The sequence below is a fragment of the Streptomyces sp. NPDC055099 genome, from assembly GCF_053607685.1.
Genome location: NZ_JBSGUA010000010.1, coordinates 195,979 through 213,129, shown reverse-complemented (window position 1 = coordinate 213,129; position 17,151 = coordinate 195,979). Strand labels below are relative to the sequence as shown.

At 70.4% G+C, this 17,151-nt stretch carries 13 protein-coding genes and 1 pseudogene; 6 read left to right on the top strand and 8 right to left on the bottom strand.

The features are described from left to right. Positions 1–18: 18 nt before the first annotated feature. From ACWFRU_RS24820 to ACWFRU_RS24800, 5 genes are all read right to left on the bottom strand, one after another. On the bottom strand, positions 19–696 hold the full coding sequence (locus tag ACWFRU_RS24820; protein ID WP_453690357.1) for a TetR/AcrR family transcriptional regulator: 678 nt from the start codon (positions 694–696) through the stop codon (positions 19–21). Between the two features lie 37 nt (positions 697–733). Next, on the bottom strand, positions 734–2,542 hold the full coding sequence (locus tag ACWFRU_RS24815) for a bifunctional sugar phosphate isomerase/epimerase/4-hydroxyphenylpyruvate dioxygenase family protein (protein ID WP_453690355.1): 1,809 nt from the start codon (positions 2,540–2,542) through the stop codon (positions 734–736). 12 nt (positions 2,543–2,554) lie between these two features. Further along, positions 2,555–3,415: a shikimate dehydrogenase gene (locus ACWFRU_RS24810; protein ID WP_453690353.1), complete on the bottom strand. Its 861-nt coding sequence runs from the start codon at positions 3,413–3,415 to the stop codon at positions 2,555–2,557. A gap of 64 nt (positions 3,416–3,479) precedes the next feature. After that, positions 3,480–4,853, bottom strand: coding sequence for an MFS transporter (locus ACWFRU_RS24805; RefSeq protein WP_453690351.1), 1,374 nt, complete (start codon positions 4,851–4,853; stop codon positions 3,480–3,482). A 308-nt stretch (positions 4,854–5,161) separates the two neighbouring features. Next, positions 5,162–6,340: an acyl-CoA dehydrogenase family protein gene (locus tag ACWFRU_RS24800; RefSeq protein ID WP_453690349.1), complete on the bottom strand. Its 1,179-nt coding sequence runs from the start codon at positions 6,338–6,340 to the stop codon at positions 5,162–5,164. A gap of 276 nt (positions 6,341–6,616) precedes the next feature. Here ACWFRU_RS24800 and ACWFRU_RS24795 point away from each other — a divergent pair, with 276 nt between their 5' ends. The 3 genes and pseudogenes from ACWFRU_RS24795 to ACWFRU_RS24785 all read left to right on the top strand — a co-directional run bounded on the left by ACWFRU_RS24795 (position 6,617) and on the right by ACWFRU_RS24785 (position 9,914). Then, positions 6,617–7,597: a hypothetical protein gene (locus ACWFRU_RS24795; protein ID WP_453690347.1), complete on the top strand. Its 981-nt coding sequence runs from the start codon at positions 6,617–6,619 to the stop codon at positions 7,595–7,597. A 498-nt stretch (positions 7,598–8,095) separates the two neighbouring features. Then, a pseudogene (locus ACWFRU_RS24790) lies at positions 8,096–9,136 on the top strand (DUF1152 domain-containing protein). Positions 9,137–9,500: 364 nt separating this feature from the next. Further along, positions 9,501–9,914: a hypothetical protein gene (locus ACWFRU_RS24785; RefSeq protein ID WP_453690345.1), complete on the top strand. Its 414-nt coding sequence runs from the start codon at positions 9,501–9,503 to the stop codon at positions 9,912–9,914. 121 nt (positions 9,915–10,035) lie between these two features. On the opposite strand, the gene ACWFRU_RS24780 is transcribed toward ACWFRU_RS24785, so the two are convergent. Beyond that, positions 10,036–12,255 (bottom strand): NADP-dependent isocitrate dehydrogenase, encoded by a 2,220-nt coding sequence (locus ACWFRU_RS24780; RefSeq protein WP_453690343.1) that lies wholly within the window; start codon positions 12,253–12,255, stop codon positions 10,036–10,038. Between the two features lie 229 nt (positions 12,256–12,484). Between ACWFRU_RS24780 and ACWFRU_RS24775 the strand changes: the two genes are divergently transcribed. Then, on the top strand, positions 12,485–13,789 hold the full coding sequence (locus ACWFRU_RS24775; RefSeq protein WP_453690341.1) for a cytochrome P450: 1,305 nt from the start codon (positions 12,485–12,487) through the stop codon (positions 13,787–13,789). On the opposite strand, the gene ACWFRU_RS24770 is transcribed toward ACWFRU_RS24775, so the two are convergent. Together ACWFRU_RS24770 and ACWFRU_RS24765 are read right to left on the bottom strand one after the other, a co-directional pair. Further along, entirely contained in the window at positions 13,779–15,374 is a 1,596-nt protein-coding gene (locus ACWFRU_RS24770; protein WP_453690339.1) for a phosphodiester glycosidase family protein, read from the bottom strand. The two genes, ACWFRU_RS24775 and ACWFRU_RS24770, sit on opposite strands and share 11 nt — an antisense overlap. Positions 15,375–15,598: 224 nt before the next feature. Further along, on the bottom strand, positions 15,599–16,111 hold the full coding sequence (locus ACWFRU_RS24765) for a CGNR zinc finger domain-containing protein (RefSeq protein ID WP_453690337.1): 513 nt from the start codon (positions 16,109–16,111) through the stop codon (positions 15,599–15,601). Between the two features lie 158 nt (positions 16,112–16,269). Between ACWFRU_RS24765 and ACWFRU_RS24760 the strand changes: the two genes are divergently transcribed. Both ACWFRU_RS24760 and ACWFRU_RS24755 read left to right on the top strand, forming a co-directional pair. Continuing rightward, positions 16,270–16,713, top strand: coding sequence for a GNAT family N-acetyltransferase (locus ACWFRU_RS24760; protein ID WP_453690335.1), 444 nt, complete (start codon positions 16,270–16,272; stop codon positions 16,711–16,713). A gap of 177 nt (positions 16,714–16,890) precedes the next feature. Beyond that, positions 16,891–17,139 carry a hypothetical protein gene (locus ACWFRU_RS24755; protein ID WP_453690333.1) on the top strand — a complete coding sequence of 83 codons (249 nt, stop codon included), beginning with the start codon at positions 16,891–16,893 and terminating at the stop codon, positions 17,137–17,139. Positions 17,140–17,151 lie beyond the last annotated feature (12 nt).

Below are 17,151 nucleotides of genomic sequence, written 5' to 3'. Positions count from 1 at the left end.
ACGCCTCCGGAGGCGGCCTCAACTCCCCTGTGCGGGCGGCCGTTCCGAGGTCAGGTAGGAGATGACCATGTCGCCCAGCATCGTCCGGTAGTGCGCACGGCGCGAGGTCTCGGTGAGGTCGCGGCCGAAGAGCGTGCGGAAGGTGTGCCGGTTGGAGACGCGGAAGAAGCAGAACGAGCTGATCATCGCGTGCAGGTCGACGGCGTCCACGTCGGCGGTGAACACGCCCTGTTCGCGCCCGGCTTCGAGGATCGAGGCGATGACGTCGATCGCCGGGGAGCTGAGGGAGCCGAGACTGGGCGAGGCGCCGATGTGCTTGGCCTCGTGGATGTTCTCGATGCTGACGAGACGGATGAAGTCCGGATGGGCCTCGTGGTGGTCGAAGGTGAGCTCGGCCAGGCGGCGGATCGCGGACACCGGGTCCAGGTGCCCGACGTCCAGCTGCTGCTCCTCGTGCCGGATGACCTTGTACGCCCGCTCGAGGACCGCGGTGAAGAGCTGGTCCTTGCTGCCGAAGTAGTAGTAGATCATCCGCTTCGTGGTCCGCATGCGGGCGGCGATCTCGTCCACCCTGGCTCCCGCGTAGCCCATGCGGGCGAACTCCTCGGTGGCCACGTCCAGGATCTCCCCCTGCGTACGGGCCGCGTCCCGGGTGCGTTTGACGGGCGGGGGCGACGGGGGGACGGCGGCGGCCATGCGGCTCCTCAGGGCGGACTCATCGGCGCCGGTCAGTCTAATGCTGGTGCAGATACTGGGCCGCGAGCCGTACGGCCGCGTTCTGTGCCCCGTAGCCCCGGTAGCCGCCCGTGCGCTGCACCAGCTCGAAGAAGACGCGCCCGACCGTGGCGGTGTAGCAGTGCAGGAACTCCCCGTTCTCGTCACGGTCGTAGAGGATGCCCAGCTCCGCGAGGGTGGACAGGAGTTCTGGCTCCAGTTCGTGGCGGGCGTCGAGGTCGTCGTAGTAGTTGGCGGGGATCGGGAGCAGGCTCGCGCCGGTCTCGCGGACGCGCCGGGCGGCGCGGACGATGTCGTCGGTGGCCAGGGCGATGTGCTGCAGGCGGGAGCCCTCGGCGTCCGGCGCCGGCGCGACGTTGAGGACGATGCGGACACCTCCGTCGGGGGACGCGACGGCACGGCTGCGCACGAGCCCGTAGGGGTCGGCCAGATCGAGGCTGTCGTCCGCCTCCAGGCCCAGCACCCCCCGGTGGAACAGCGACGCCTCGTCGAACTGGTGCCAGGGCTGGGTGAGGGCGATGTGGTCGATGCGGCGGACGGCCCCGGCCTGCTCGCCGGCTCCCTCCCCCGGCAGCGCGCGCGACGCGACGCCGGTGAAGTCGCCGGTCCAACTCGGGTGGTCGGGCTGCTCCGTGCGGCAGAAGAAGAATTCCGTGCCGTCGGGCGCGGCCACCGCGTCCAGCGGCGCGTCCTGCGGCGCCCGGCGCCTCGGCACGACGGGGGCGAGCACCTCCTCGGCGCGCCGCGCGGCCCGGCCCGGATCGGGGGTCTCCACGCCGACGGCGGTCAGCGCGGGGTCCTGACGGCGCCCGCTGACACCGGTGTTGAGCAGGATACGGGCCTCGCCCTGTTCCCACAGTTCGACCGGTTTCCAGTGGTGCCGTGCGGTGTGGGCGAAGCCGAGTGCCTCCAGGACTCCGCGCAGCGGTTCGGTGTCGGCCGCGGTCAGCTCGGCGAAGGCGAAGCCGGAGGGGACGGCCGCGGCGGGGAGCGTGGACAGGCCTGCCTGCTCCTCCAGGAGGAGCAGCGAGCGCAGCGCGTCGACGGCGGTGGAGGCCGCCCCCGCCTGCCGGAACACGTCGTTGAACACCTCCAGGGACAGGGGCCCTTGGTATCCGGCGCGCACGGTGGCGGACACCAGGGCGGCGAGGTCGAAGCCGCCCTGGCCGGGGAAGCAGCGGTAGTGCCTGCTCCACTGGAGGACGTCCACCGCCATCAGGGGCGCGTCCGCGAGCTGCAGGAAGAAGATCTTCTCGCCGGGGATGTCCGCGATGCCCTTGGGGTCAGAGCCGCGGGAGAGGATGTGGAAGCTGTCGAGGCAGGTGCCGAGCGCCGGGTGATCCGCCTGTTCGACGATCCGCCAGGCGTGGTCGTACGTGCTGACGTGCCGGCCCCAGGCCAGGGCCTCGTAGGCGATGCGGATGCCGTGGTCCGCCGCCCGGTCGGCGAGCAGCCGCAGTTGCTCGGCGGCGAGCGCGTCGTCGTCGACGGACTCGGGGGCGACGCTGGAGCAGACGAGGAGCAGGTCGGCGCCCAGGCGCTCCATCACCGCGAACTTGCGTTCCGCGCGCCGCAGATTGCGGGCGAGCACGTCGGCGGGGACGGCCTCGAAGTCGCGGAACGGCTGGTAGAGGTCGATGCCCAGGCCGAGGTCCGCACAGCGCAGCCGTACGTCCTCGGGGCTGAGCGGGGCGCCGAGCAGGTCGTTCTCGAAGATCTCCACGCCGTCGAATCCGGCGGTGGCGATGGCGGTGAGCTTCTCGGAGAGCGGGCCGCTGAGCGAGACGGTGGCGATCGATTTACGCATGGATGTCTCCTGTCAGGCCGGGAAGGCGGCCAGATCGCCGAGGTCGGCGAGCATCGGTCCGGTGTGCGGTTCGAGCCCGGTGAAGAGCCGGAAGGCGTCGGCCGCCTGGAACACGGCCATGCCGCCGCCGTCGAGGGTGCGGCAGCCGATCGCGCGGGCCTCGCGCAACAGCTCGGTCTCCAGCGGCCGGTAGACGACTTCGGCCACCCAGAGTCCGGGCCTGAGCAGAGCGGCCGGCAAGGGCAGGCCCGGGTGCGCGACCATGCCGGTCGGGGTGGCGTGCACGAGCCCGTCCGCGGCGGCGAGGCGCTCGGCCGTCGCCGCGGCGGGCGCGGATGCCGCACGGCCGGGGCCGAAGCGTGAGGTCAGCGCGGTGGCGAGGGCGGCGGAGCGGGCCGGGTCGGTGTCGATGAGGGTGACGCGGTCGACGCCGAGGTTCAGCAGGGCGTGCGCCACCGCGGCGCCCGCGCCTCCCGCGCCGAGCTGTACGACGTCACCGGTCGGCGCGTCGGCCAGGCCGCGGGCGAAGGACTGGGCGAAGCCGGTGGCATCGGTGTTGTGCCCGATGGCGCGACCGTCCTTGAAGACAACGGTGTTGACGGCGCCGAGTTCGGCGGCGTCGGGGGCGAGCTCGTCCAGGTGCTCGATGACCAGTTGCTTGCAGGGGTGGGTGATGTTCAGGCCGTCGAAGCCGAGGAGCCGGGCGGCATGCACCAGCTCCCCCACGGCCTCGGGTGCGACGCCCAGCACGTCGATGTCGAGGGTGCGGTAGACGAGGCGGACACCGTGCCGGTCCGCCTCGCGTTCGTGCAGGGCGGGGCTCAGGGAGGGGCCGATGCCGGAGCCGATCAGGCCTGTGAGGTACGAGGTCATCGATGCTTCCTGTGGGTCGTCTTGGCACGGTCGTTCACAAGGGCGCGGTCAAGGCGCGGCCGGTTCAGAGGGCGGCGGCCTCGGGCGTCGCCGCCGGCGCCTTCGCGTCCCCGGGGCGCAGCCCCAGTTCCGCGGTGGGCACGCGGTGCGTCTCGCGTCCGGTGGCCACGGCGATCGCGCAGATCGCGCAGAAGGCGGCGGTGAAGATCGCGACGCCGACCCAGCCGTCTCCGTCGGGGCCGTCGATCTGGGCCGCGAAGGTGACCGCGAAACCGGCGATGGCGAAGCCGATCTGGGTGCCGACGGCCATGCCGGAGAGACGGACCCTGGCGGGGAACATCTCGCCGTAGAACGAGGGCCAGATGCCGTTGGCCGCGCTGTAGACGACACCGAAGAGGAGGACGCCGGTCACGAAGACCAGGGGGTAGTTGCCGGTGGAGATGGCCCACAGATAAACAAAGATCATCATTCCGCTGCCGATCGCCCCGACGAGGAAGACGGGCTTGCGGCCGATCCGGTCCGAGAGCCTGGCCCAGAGCGGGATGGCGAGCAGGGCGACGGCGTTGGCGCTGCCCGCGACCCAGAGCATGCCCGTCTTGTCGAGGCCGACCGCGTCGCTCGTGGCGAAGGAGAGGGCCCAGACGGAGAAGATCGTGCTGACCGTCGCGATCAGCGCGGCGGCGACCACCCGCAGCACGTCGGCCCAGTGGTTCCTGAGCAGATCCGCCAGCGGCATCTTGGCCACCTCCTGGTCGGCGGAGACCTGTTGGAAGACGGGGGTCTCGTCGAGGGTGCGGCGGATGACGTAACCGGCGACGGCGACGAGGGCGCTCAGCAGGAAGGGGATGCGCCAGCCCCAGCTGTAGAGCTGCTCGTCGGGCAGCGCGGCGACCGGCAGGAACACCAGGGTCGCCAGGAGCTGACCGGCCTGGGTGCCGTTGAGGGTGAAGCTCGTGTAGTAGCCGCGCCGGCCTTCCGGCGCGTGCTCCAGCGTCATCGCGTTGGCGCTGGCCTGCTCACCGGCCGCGGACAGCCCCTGGAACACGCGCATCAGGACGAGGAGCACCGGGGCGATGGTGCCGACCTGGGCGTACGTGGGGAGACAGCCGATGAGGAAGGTGGAGAGCCCCATCAGGATCAGCGTCCAGACCATGATCTTCCGGCGGCCGAGCCGGTCGCCGAAGTGGCCGAGGACGAGAGCACCGAGCGGGCGGGCGGCGTACGCGACTCCGAACGTCGCCAGGGAGATCAGGGTGGCGGTGGCCGGGTCGTCCGGGTCGAAGAAGACCTTGGGGAAGACGAGGGCGGCGGCGCTTCCGTAGATGAAGAAGTCGTAGTACTCCAGCGCGCTGCCGATCCAGGCGGCGAAGGCGGCCTTGCGTGGCCTGCCCTGGGGCGGCGCGGCCGGTGGCTGATCGGCCTGCGGGTGAGCGGACACGTGAACTCCTCGGGGAGAGCGGCCTGACCACGAACGGGGAGGCAGGCTGCGAGGGGACGTAGTTAACGCACTAGATAGTTAATTAACTTGGGTGAGATGCTCGCCCGCCCCTCGGGTCGTGTCAATACATCTGGCCGTAACAGCCTGGCCGGATCCCGCCGCCACGCCGACGGGGGCGGCCACCGAGACACGATCGGTCTCGGCGGCCGCCCCCGGGGGTGTCTACGGCGGGGTCAGCGACGCAGTATCCGCGGTGTCAGCCGGTGTCAGCCGGTGCCAGCCGGCGTCAGAGCAAGGCACCCGCCGTGTCAGCGGCGCACCCGCGGCATACCCAACCCGATCCAGGAGATGATCTCGCGCTGGATCTCGTTGTTGCCGCCGCCGAAGGTGAAGATGACGGCGCTGCGGTAGCCGCGTTCGAGCTCGCCGTGGAGCACGGCACCCGCGGAACCCTCCTTGAGCGCACCCACCGCGCCGACCACTTCCATGAGCCAGGCGTACGCGTCCCTGCGCGCCTCGGAGCCGTACACCTTCACGGCGGAGGCGTCCTGGGGGGTGAGGGTGCCCTCCTGGACGGCGTTCACCATCTGCCAGTTGAGGAGCTTCATCGCGTCCAGCTTGGTGTGCGTCCTGGCCAGGCGCTGACGCACCCAGCCCAAGTCGATGACGCGACGGCCGTCGGCGAGCTTGGTGTCGGCCGCCCAGCGCTGCACGTTGTGGAACGCGCGGATGGCCATGGTGCCGTGCGCGGCGAGCGTGACGCGTTCGTGGTTGAGCTGGTTGGTGATGAGCCGCCAGCCCTTGTTCTCCTCGCCCACGCGGCGCGAGACGGGGACGCGGATGTTCTCGTAGTAGCTCGCCGTGGTGTCGTGCGAGGCGAGGGTGTTGATGATGGTGCAGGAGTAACCGGGGTCGCTCGTCGGCACGAGGAGCATGGTGATGCCCTTGTGCGGCGGGGCGTCCGGGTCGGTACGGACGGCGAGCCAGACCCAGTCGGCGGTGTCGCCGTTGGTGGTCCAGATCTTCTGCCCGTTGACGACATACTCGTCGCCTTCGCGGACCGCCTTGGTCTTCAGGGCGGCCAGGTCGGTGCCCGCGTCCGGCTCGCTGTAGCCGATCGCGAAGTCGAGCTCGCCGGAGAGGATCTTCGGCAGGAAGTACGCCTTCTGCTCCTCCGTCCCGAACTGCATCAGGGTCGGCCCGACGGTGTTCAGGGCCATCAGCGGCAGCGGCACACCCGCCTGCGCGGCCTCGTCGAAGAAGATGAACTGCTCCATCGGCGAGAGCCCACGTCCGCCGTACTCCTCGGGCCACCCGACACCGAGCCACCCGTCACCGCCGAGCCGCCGGATGGTCTCCCGGTAGAACTGCTTCTGTGTGGCGGGATCGGCATAGCGCGCGTACGCGTTGTCGGGCACCAGCTCGGCGAAGTACGACCGCAGCTCGGTGCGCAACTGCCGCTGCTCAGGCGTGTATTCGAGGTGCACGACCCCTCCTGCTTCCGCTGGCTCCCCGGGCTCGGGCTTGACGGCGCACAGAGTAGAACGCGTTGCAGAAATAGGGAATGGCGGCGGCACATGCGCTCACGCGCGCCCTCCGGATGAGATCCCACTTTGGATATTGTCTCGGTTTGGTCTCGGTCGCAAAATCGATGAGTGCGGTACTGGGTGGTGCCCGTACTCACGCTTCGAAGGAACCAAAGCGACCTGAAGTGATCCGAAGCAATCCGAAGTGATCTGAACACTGATTTAGGGGGACCTCCGATGCTCAGCAAGGACACCAGCACCCGCATGACCACCCGCACGACCACCCGCACGACCAGCAAGAAGACCGCCCTCTTCGCCTCCTTCGCCACGGCGGGAGTCCTGCTGCTCTCCGCCTGCGGTGGCGGGGACGGTGACGACGGCGCTGCCGCCTCCGCCTTTGGCTCCGGCTCCATGAACCTCGCTTTGAAGACCGGCACCGCCGAGCAGAACAACGCGCCCGAGAAGACCGGGGACTGGGCCAACCTGCCCGGCAAGGCGGCGTCAAAGCCTGTGCAGCGCAGGTGGGTTCAGCTTTCGGCGTCCAGGGCGGGCGACCTGGACCCGGTCGTCGTCAACGGCTCCGGCTTCACGCTCTACCGCTTCGACAAGGACACCGCGTCGCCCTCCAAGTCCACCTGCAACGGCGCCTGCGCCACCACCTGGCCGCCGGTCCTCGTGGACCGGGGCAGCAAGCTCTTCGTCGACGGCGTGAACGCGTCCGACGTGGGTGTGGTCAAGCGGGACGACGGAACCCGGCAGGTCACCATCGGCGGCTGGCCGGTCTACCGCTTCAGCAAGGACCTCAAGCCCGGCGACACCAACGGCCAGGGAGTGGGCGGCACCTGGTTCGGCGTCCAGCCCGACGGTCAGAAGTCCGGCGCGCAGGGCGGCGGGGCCGAGCCGACCGAGACCCCGGGCCAGAACCAGGACCAGGACGGGGACCAGGACGGGGACCAGCCTCAGGCCGCGCCCGCGAGCAGCGCCATCCTCTTCGACGACGCCAATTTCTCGGACAACGGGCCCGCGCAGGGAGTCGCGGGCAAGGGCTGCCAGAACGTCGCCCGCCCGAAGGTGACGTCGTCCCTCTCCGTGAGCGGTTCGATGAAGCTCTGGTCGTCCTCCGACTGCAAGGGCACGTCCAAGGTCATCAACGGTGACGTGGCCGACCTGTCCACCATCGGCTTCGACAACAGGATCGCCTCGGTGACCTTCGGCTAGGTCCGTGGCCCCGCGGAGTACAGCACCCGCGGAGTACAGAACCTGCACCGCGCCCCATTCGACGAAGGCCTCCGCCTGCTCCATGCCGATCGACTCGAGCAGGCAACGCGACCGGACATTGGCCTCCTGCGCGACCGCGGCCACCTCCGAACCGCCGGGGGTGGCCGCTTCACGCCAGTACCCCAACCCTCAGTGTCCTGGTGGGACTTACTCAGGCTTGAAGGCGCGGTGCATGAGGAAAACGACAACCGTCCCACCGTGCCGGCTCGGGCCGGACCACCACTCATCGGTCAGCGCATCGACGAGGAGCAGGCCGCGGCCATGGGCTTCCGTGGCCTGGGGTGTACGCAGGCGGACGTGGGCGGGACAGCCGGGATTGTGCACGTCCACGCGCAGCGCTTCGCCCAAGCGGTGCGCCGAAGGACACACCCTTACCCTGTTCTCGTGAAACGGCTCATTGTGGCGGCCGGAGGCGGCGGCGACGCGGTAGCGGCGGCGATGCTGCACGCCGCCCTGTACGGGGACGACGACGAGCCGGCGCTGATCCTGACGTACTCCTGGGACCGCCTGATCATCGATCCGGTCCCGGGCCCTCGCTCCCCCACCGACTTCCTCGGCCTACGCCACCTCACCCCCCACGTCTGGGCAGTCCCCGGCACCGCGACGCTACGGCCACCGCACGCGGCGACACTCCCCCGCCTGGCGGCGGAGCTCCCCCACACTTTCGCCTTGCTCGACCCGTATACCGGGACGGAAGGCATCACCCGCCAACTAAACGACCTCATCGCCCACTTCACCCCGTAGACGATCGACCTCCTGGACGTCGGCGGCGACATCCTGGCCCACGGCGACGAACCCACCCTGCGCAGCCCCCTGGCCGACGCACTCACCCTGGCCGCCTGCGCACGGACCGAGGCACCGGTACGCCTCCTCGTGGCAGGCCCAGGCCTCGACGGCGAACTCCCCGCAGACGTCCTCAGCCCACGCCTAGGTCCTCTGATCACCACGTTCACGCCCGAGCACACCCAATCCATCATCCCCGTCCTCACTTGGCACCCCTCCGAAGCAACAGCCCTGCTAACCGCCACCGCGCTGGGCGCCCGAGGCCTCTGCGAGATCCGCGACGCCGGACTCCCGGTCCCTCTCACCGCCGAAGGCCCCACCGTCCACCAGGTCGACCTCACAACGGCGCTCGCCGCCAACCGCCTAGCCCAGGCCATCACCGCCACGACGACGCTCGCCGAAGCAGAGGAAGCATGCCGCACCATCTGCGGCACCTCCGAGATCGACTACGAACGCGAGAAGGCACAAAGACTGCTGCTCCGACAACAGAGAAGTCCCATCACCCCGCACGACCTACTGCCCCAAATCAAGGAATTCGAGAAGGCCGTAAGTACACGAGGAGTCACACACACAACAGTCCGCCGCCTGGCCGAGGCCCTGGGCCTCACGACCGAAGCACTCCCACACCTCACCCAACTCAATGCCGCGCGCCACGGCCACCTACCGGCATCGGTATGGAAGCTCCACCCCAACTGAGTTACAGAATGCGCAGGCTGGGTCAATACGGGCCTGACCTGTACAGAGCCCCGCAACAAGGGCTACCGATCTAGTGGGGGACCGATAGGAAACCCGCTAGGAAGGCCGACAGCGAGAGCCATTCTCTGCAGCCTGTACCAGTGAAGGGGCTGACACAGCGATCATCGCGTGGGTGATTGGACCTACTTGACACCCGCCAAGCCCCACCAGCAGGACTGAGTTACAACTCCGCTGACATTGTGCTCAGGGGAGCAGCCATCCAACGATCACCTCAGTTTGCCGAGCTGAGGTTTCGAGAGATGGACTAGCGGTCTGGAACGGGAGGAGCCGCGGCACGGTTTCGCAAGAGCCATACAGTGCCGGGATGTTTGAGACGATCCGTTGGCGCTGCTACGCGCATGTGGGCGACCTCCGTGGGGCCGAGCGTGTGGTCGACCGCATCGGAGAGCTGTTAACGCACACCATCGAGATCGAAAGTTACGAGCGGTACTGGAAGTTCCCAGAACTGGCCGAGCTGCGGTTCGTCTCTCCCCTTTGTTGCAGCACCCCGGAGGACGCACTCCTGACCACCCTTCAGTGGGCATGGAAGGTCGCGACGCCCTGGAGCCTCAGCGGCCCGGAACCAGGGGTACGTCACGAGTTCTGGGGCATCGCGTCCTCTAACGTCGGAGCCAGGTTTGGCGTCGTCGGCATCGAGTGGATGGAGTTCACCATCACTGATCGCCAAGAGAAGCCCCCCCGGGGATTCATCGCAAGGAGGGCCGGACGATTGCGGTGATCGTGTTATGGCCCTGGTCCTGCCGGAACCGTATTGCCGGACTCCTCCGACGGACCCTGGCACAGGTCCGCCCCGGTGGGATTGTTCCCACCGGGGCGGACCAGTGTCAGCTGGAGTTGACTCAGCTGAGCAAGGCCAACGCCTTGTTCAGCGTGGCGGACGGGCGCATTACCGATGCGGCCTTTGCCTCGTCGGGCTGGTAGTAGCCGCCGATGTCGGCGGGCGAGCCCTGGACGCCGTTCAGTTCGTCGACGATCGTCTGCTCCTGCTCGACCAGCGTCTTGGCCAGCGGGGCGAACGACTCGGCGAGCTGTGCGTCCGCGGTCTGCTTGGCCAGCTCCTGGGCCCAGTACATGGCCAGGTAGAAGTGGCTGCCGCGGTTGTCGATGCCGCCGATGCGACGCGTCGGCGACTTGTCGTTCTCCAGGAACGTCGCCGTGGCGCGGTCGAGGGTGTCCGCGAGGACCTGGGCGCTCGCGTTGTCCGTCGTCTGCGCGAGGTGCTCGAAGCTGGAGGCGAGGGCGAGGAACTCACCCAGGCTGTCCCAGCGCAGGTAGTTCTCGCGGACCAGCTGCTGGACGTGCTTGGGGGCGGAGCCGCCCGCGCCCGTCTCGAAGAGGCCGCCGCCGTTCATGAGCGGAACGATGGAGAGCATCTTGGCGCTGGTGCCGAGCTCCAGGATCGGGAACAGGTCCGTGAGGTAGTCACGGAGCACGTTGCCGGTCACCGAGATGGTGTCCTCGCCGCGACGGATGCGCTCCAGGGAGAACGCGGTCGCGTCCACCGGCGACATGATCTCGATCTGCAGACCGTCGGTGTCGTGCTCGGGCAGGTACGCCTTGACCTTCTCGATGAGCTGCGCGTCGTGCGCGCGGGTCTCGTCGAGCCAGAACACGGCCGGCGAGCCGGTCGCGCGGGCGCGGTTGACGGCCAGCTTGACCCAGTCGCGGATCGGGGCGTCCTTGGCCTGGCACATCCGGAAGATGTCACCGGTGGAGACGGCCTGCTCCAGGACGACGTCGCCGGCCTCGTTCAGGACGCGCACCGTGCCGGGCGCGGCGATCTCGAAGGTCTTGTCGTGGCTGCCGTACTCCTCGGCCTTCTGCGCCATGAGGCCGACGTTGGGCACCGAGCCCATCGTCGCCGGGTCGAAGGCGCCGTTGGCGCGGCAGTCGTCGATGACGACCTGGTACACGCCGGCGTAGCTGGAGTCGGGCAGCACCGCGAGGGTGTCGTGCTCGCCGCCGTCCGGGCCCCACATGTGGCCGGAGGTGCGGATCATCGCGGGCATCGAGGCGTCGACGATGACGTCGGACGGCACGTGCAGGTTGGTGATGCCCTTGTCGGAGTCGACCATCGCGAGCTCCGGGCCCTCGGCCAGCTCGGCCTCGAAGGACGCCTTGATCTGCTCGCCCTCGGGAAGCGCGTCGAGACCGTTGAGGATGCCGCCGAGACCGTCGTTCGGGCTCAGGCCCGCGCCGGCGAGCGCCTCGCCGTACGCGGCGAACGTCTTCGGGAAGAAGGCGCGCACGACGTGGCCGAAGATGATCGGGTCGGAGACCTTCATCATCGTGGCCTTGAGGTGCACGGAGAAGAGCACGCCGTCGGCCTTGGCCTTGGCGATCTGCGCGGTGAGGAACTCACGCAGCTTGGCCACGCGCATGACGGAGGTGTCGACGACCTCGCCCGCGAGGACCGGTACGGACTCGCGCAGCACGGTGGTGCTGCCGTCCTCGCCGGTGAACTCGATGCGCAGCGTGCCGGCCTCGGCGACGGTCACGGACTTCTCGGTGGAGCGGAAGTCGTCGACGCCCATGGTGGCGACGTTCGTCTTCGAGTCGGCCGTCCAGGCGCCCATGCGGTGCGGGTGTGCCTTGGCGTAGTTCTTCACCGAGGCGGGGGCGCGGCGGTCGGAGTTGCCCTCGCGCAGGACCGGGTTGACGGCGCTGCCCTTGACCTTGTCGTACCGGGCGCGGATGTCCTTCTCCGCGTCGGTCTTCGGGTCCTCCGGGTAGTTCGGCAGCGCGTAGCCCTGCGACTGCAGCTCGGCGATGGCCGCCTTCAGCTGCGGGGTCGAGGCCGAGATGTTCGGCAGCTTGATGATGTTCGCGCCGGGCGTCTTGGCCAGCTCGCCCAGCTCGGCGAGGGCGTCGTCGATGCGCTGGCTCTCCTCGAGGAACTCGGGGAAGAGAGCGATGATGCGCCCCGCCAGGGAGATGTCACGGCTCTCCACGGCGACCCCGGCCGTCGAGGCGTAGGCCCTGACCACCGGCAAGAACGAATAGGTCGCGAGGGCCGGGGCCTCGTCGGTCTGGGTGTAGATGATGGTCGAGTCAGTCACCGGGTGCTCCGCTCCACGTCTGCAACATTGCTCGACATCAAGATATCTCGTGATCGCACGCTTCCACGAAGCGGCCCCGCATTGCGGGCGTCACAGCCCGTAGCCCCCGTCACGCTCCGTGGTCCTGGCTGCCACAGATGGTTGCTGTCCGGTTCCCACAAGGTCCGGTCCGCTGTTCCTGGCGGTCACCGGGCCCTCGCGGTCGGGCTCGCGCGGCGAGGATGAGCGGATGATCGCTCCCCTGGACCCCGCCGATCCCGCCTTCGCACGCGACCCGTTTCCGTACTACGCCCGCCTGCGCGACCAGGGGCCCGCCGTGCGGGTCCCGCTCGCCAACGGGACGTACGCCTGGCTCGTCACCGGGTACGAGCGGACGCGGGCCGTCCTCGCCGACCCCCGCTTCTCGAACGTGCCCCCGCGGGGCGCCGGGCGGCCCAAGGCGAACGCGGATACTCCCGGGCAGCACGCCCGCGCCTGCCTGGCCCGGCACATGCTCAACTCCGACGCCCCCGACCACACCCGGCTGCGCCGCCTGACCACCGCGGCGTTCGCCCCGCGCCGCGTCGACGCGCTGCGGCCCCGGATCGAGGAGCTGACCGCCGGACTCCTGCGGGAGATGGAGCGGCAGATGCGGCGGGAGGGCGGCGTGGACCTCGTGGACGCCTTCGCCTTCCCGCTGCCCGTGCTCGTGATCGGCGAGGTGCTCGGGGTGCCGGAGGCCGACCGCGCGGATCTGCGGGACTGGACCTACCGGGTCGGCTCGCCCGCCGACGCGCTGGAGCCGGGGGCGGTGGACGAGGCGTGGACCGGTCTGTACGGCTACTTCACCGAGCTCATCGCTCGGAAGCGGCGGGCGCCCGGCCCCGACCTGTTCAGCGCGCTGACGCGAGGCGCAGGCTCCGGCTGCAGCCCCAGCTCCGGCTCCGGCTCCGGCTCCGGCTCCGGCCAGGACAGCGGCCTCGACGACGGGGAACTGCTCGCCATGGCGTTCCTCCTCCTCTTCGCAGGTTACGAGACCACGATGAACCTGCTGGCATCGGCGTCGCTGCTGCTGCTCACCCACCCCGAGGAGCTGGCGGCGGCCCGCCGCGATCCCGCGCGCTGGCCCGCCGTCGTAGAGGAGACACTCCGCCACGCCAGCCCGCTGGAGGGCACGACGTGGCGGCACACGACCGAGGAGGTGGACCTCGGCGAGGGCGTGGTCATACCCGCGGGCGCCTCCGTCCTCGCCGTACTCGCCGCGGCCAACCGCGACCCGCGCCACTTCCCCGACCCGGACGCCTTCCGCCCCGGCCGTCACCTTCCGGACGAGACGACGACGCCCGAAGGCACCCGCACAGTGCCCCACGCCGCCTTCGGCCACGGGCCCCACTTCTGCGTCGGCTCACGGCTCGCCCGCCTGGAGGCGACGATCGCACTCCCCCGGCTCATGGCGGCCTTCCCCACCCTCCACCTGACGGCGGACCCGCACCAACTCCCCTACCGCCCAGGCCTGTTGGTCCGGGGCCCCCGCCGTCTCCCCGTCAGCGTGTGAGCAACAGCGCGTCGCCCACCGGGCGTTCGGTGCCGTCCGACGGGGCGTTGACGACCTTGCCGTTCACCGTCATCGTGACGGAGCCGCCGCCGTCCAGGGCCATGGCGTGCACCGCGCCGAGCGACTTCATCAGTTCCGCCGCCTCGCCGAGGCCGAGGCCGTCGCTGATGCCGGGCTGCCTACCGTCCGCGCCCACCAGGAGCAGGCGGCCCTGCCGGTCGACGCCCAGGAGCATGCGCGGGTTGCGCTTGATTCCCCAGGTGTACGCGAAGGAACGGTCCCCGGCGCGCACGATGCCGTCGGCGCCGTAGTTCACCGCGACCTTGCCATCGCGCACCAGCTCGGGGCCGCCGTTGACGATGTCGTCCTGCGGGCCCAGCTTCAGCTTCCGGCCCCGCTCGTCGAGAATCCGCTGGTCCATGTGCAAAGCGGAGCCCGGCTTCACGTGCGTACGCAGCCAGGTGGCGCCCGTACCGATGCCCGCGAGGACGCTGCCGCCTTCCGGCACCGCGCCACCGCGCGCACGCACCTCCCGTACGTGTCCGCTCGCGTCGAGCACCACCTCCACTCCCTCGCCCGCCGGGGTGTCCGCGCCGAGCTCGTCGGTGAAGCTCACGATCTCGTCGGGGTCGGTGCAGGTCACGTCGTGCTGCGGGCGTTCGGTCGGGGAATCGCCCCCGACACCGCCGCAGTTGCGGATCAGGCCCGGCACACGGTTGATGCCGTCCACGACCGCGGAGGCCGCCCCCGCGCGGACCCGGAACTCGGTCCTGAGCTTCTTGAACTCGGGGCGCAGGCCGTCGCCGCGCAGCACCACCGCGATCCGGCCGCCGGTCGCCGCGCTCTGCAACTCCCCGTCGTACGCGGCGATGCCGGCTGCCGCGCCCGGCACCCCGTCCTTGCCCTCCATGACGAAGAAGCCCGCGTTGGCACCGAGCAGGGCGTCGTCGCGCGCGGCCATGGCGCTCACCGTCTCGCGGCCCGCGACGCCCGCGCCGTACGTTCCCTTCATCGCGCCGCCGTAGCGCTTCGGGTCGACGACGGCCACCTTGACACGGGCCACTCCGGTGCCGGGTACACCGTCGGCGCCGGTCCACTCGCTCACCGCGTCGAAGCCTGCGTCGGCCAGAGCCTTGCGTCCGGCGTCGGCCTCGGCCCGCGTGCCGTACTCCCCCACCCGCACCCGCACCCCGACCACCCCGTGCCGGTCCGAACCCCGCGGCCACGTGACCGCCTCGGCCCGCGCGTCGAACCCGGCCCCGCGCACCTTCTGGGCCAGCGTCCGCGCCTCCCGCCCGGCGGCGAGATGCGCTCCGTTCGCACGCACCGTCACCGTCCAGTGGTCGGCGCCGGGACGCCCCGAGATGCTCCCCTGGTACAGATCGGCCCCGGAGGCGAGTCGCTCGCGGGGCCAGTCGGCGATCGGCGTTGGGACAGCGGTGGGGACGGCGGCAGTTGGGGCGGCGGCCGACGCGGTGTCCCCGTAGCGGTCGACGACGACGCCGGGAACGAGGAGTCCCGCGGCGGCGACGGCGACCGCCGAGGCCTGCGCGGCGGCTCTGAAGGGGCGGCGGGCAAGGGCCACGGGGACTCCCGGATCGCGTAGGTACACCTGCGGGCACATGGGCGCACCTGCGGGCGCAGGCGCGGAGCGCTCGGAACGCGCGTCGAGACGCAGCGAACGTGAGCGCGCGGACGGCGGTCGATCCCAGGAGTGAATACCAGAAGTCCGCCCGGAAAACAGGCCCCGCTACCAGCACTTGGGGACGGATTCAGTCGCCGCGGTCTGCTTCAGCCGTCCCGGTCCGTCTAGCGCGCCCGGTGCCGGCGGACCGCGTCCCGGTTGGCGCACCGCTGGGAGCAGTAACGCTGCCGCCCGGTGCGTGAGGTGTCGGCGAAGATCGTGACGCACTCGGTCACGGCGCACCGCCGGAGCCGGTGCATCCCCCGCCCGGCCAGGTGCAGCGCCGTGCCCACGGAGATCAGTTGGTACAGCAGGGCGCCGAGCGGCTGCCGGTCGTCGCGGTAGTGCAGGTGCCAGCCCGAACCCGCGTGGTCGGTCAGCCGCGGGTGGGCGGCGGACGCCGCCAGCATCTGGTTGAGCAGTTCGGCGCGCTCGTCCTCCTCGGTGGCGTCGACGACCTTCTCCCACCGGTCCAGCGCGTCCTGCGCGCGGTCCAGGTCCCCCGGCGTGACGGGGCGCTCCAGGGCGAGCCCGGCGGCGCGGCAGCGGTCCGCGAGTTCACCGGCGGTCGACGGGCGCCGGTTGGCGAGGTCGGCGGCCAGCTTCACGACCCCCTCGCCATAAGGGTTGAGGTGCACAAGACCATTACATCAGGCTGATCGTCATGTCACGACGCACCGAAGAGAGCACTCCTGCACGCCCATACGCAGGCCCATCCGCACACCCATACGCACACTCATCCACCGGCCCAGCAGCGCGCCCGGCGACGTACGACGACATCGCCGAGCTCGTACGCTTGCGGGCGCTGCTGTTCGAGAACCTCGGCGGCGAGTACTTCAGCCCGCCCTCGGGAGACTCCGGCTGGCAGGACGACCTGGCCGTGGTCCTGAAGAACCACATGGCCACGGAAGGCATGCGGATCCTCGTCGTGGACGGCGACGGCGACGGGGACGCCGGGAGCGGCAAAGGCCTGGCCGCCTGCGCCATCGGCTCGGTCGAGCAGCGCCTGCCGGGCCCGCATCTGCGCAACGGCCGGGTCGGCCTGGTGATCGGCGTGGTCACGGACCCGGCACACCGGCGACGGGGCCACAGCCGCGCGCTGATGGGAGCCCTGCTCGACTGGTTCCGGGAACGCGAGGTGACCCGCGTGGACTTGTACGCCTCCCCCGAGGGCGCCCCCCTCTACCGGGACCTGGGCTTCGTCGACCACCCCGACCCGGCCCTGTACTGGCGCCCTTGACGGCGTTCGCGCGCGGCTTCGTGTCAACCGGCCCCACTCGCGTGGCCAACCCGCCCGCAACAGGCCACCGTGAACCAGTACGAGGTGTTGACGCGAGTGCGGCGGGTAGCCGCGCCTGCGCAGCGGAAGCGCCGTGAGACCGCGCGGGACGCGGTGACGAGGACTGGAGGGAACACCGTGAGCGAGGAACTGCCCGAGACCCGGGGCGAGGACGAGACACCCGTGCCGAGGGATCTGCCCGATCAGCAGGCGTCGGACGCGGAGGACCACTGGGAGCCGGACGACGACGCGGCCACCACGGGCAACGCCCCGGACGCCGACGACGACGTACCGGACACGGACGAGGCGGGCACCGGCCGGCGCGGTGCGCCGCACTCGGGCGGCGTGCGTCCGGACCAGCCGGTGCCGGACGAGCCCTCCGGCTGAGCGGGAGTCAGC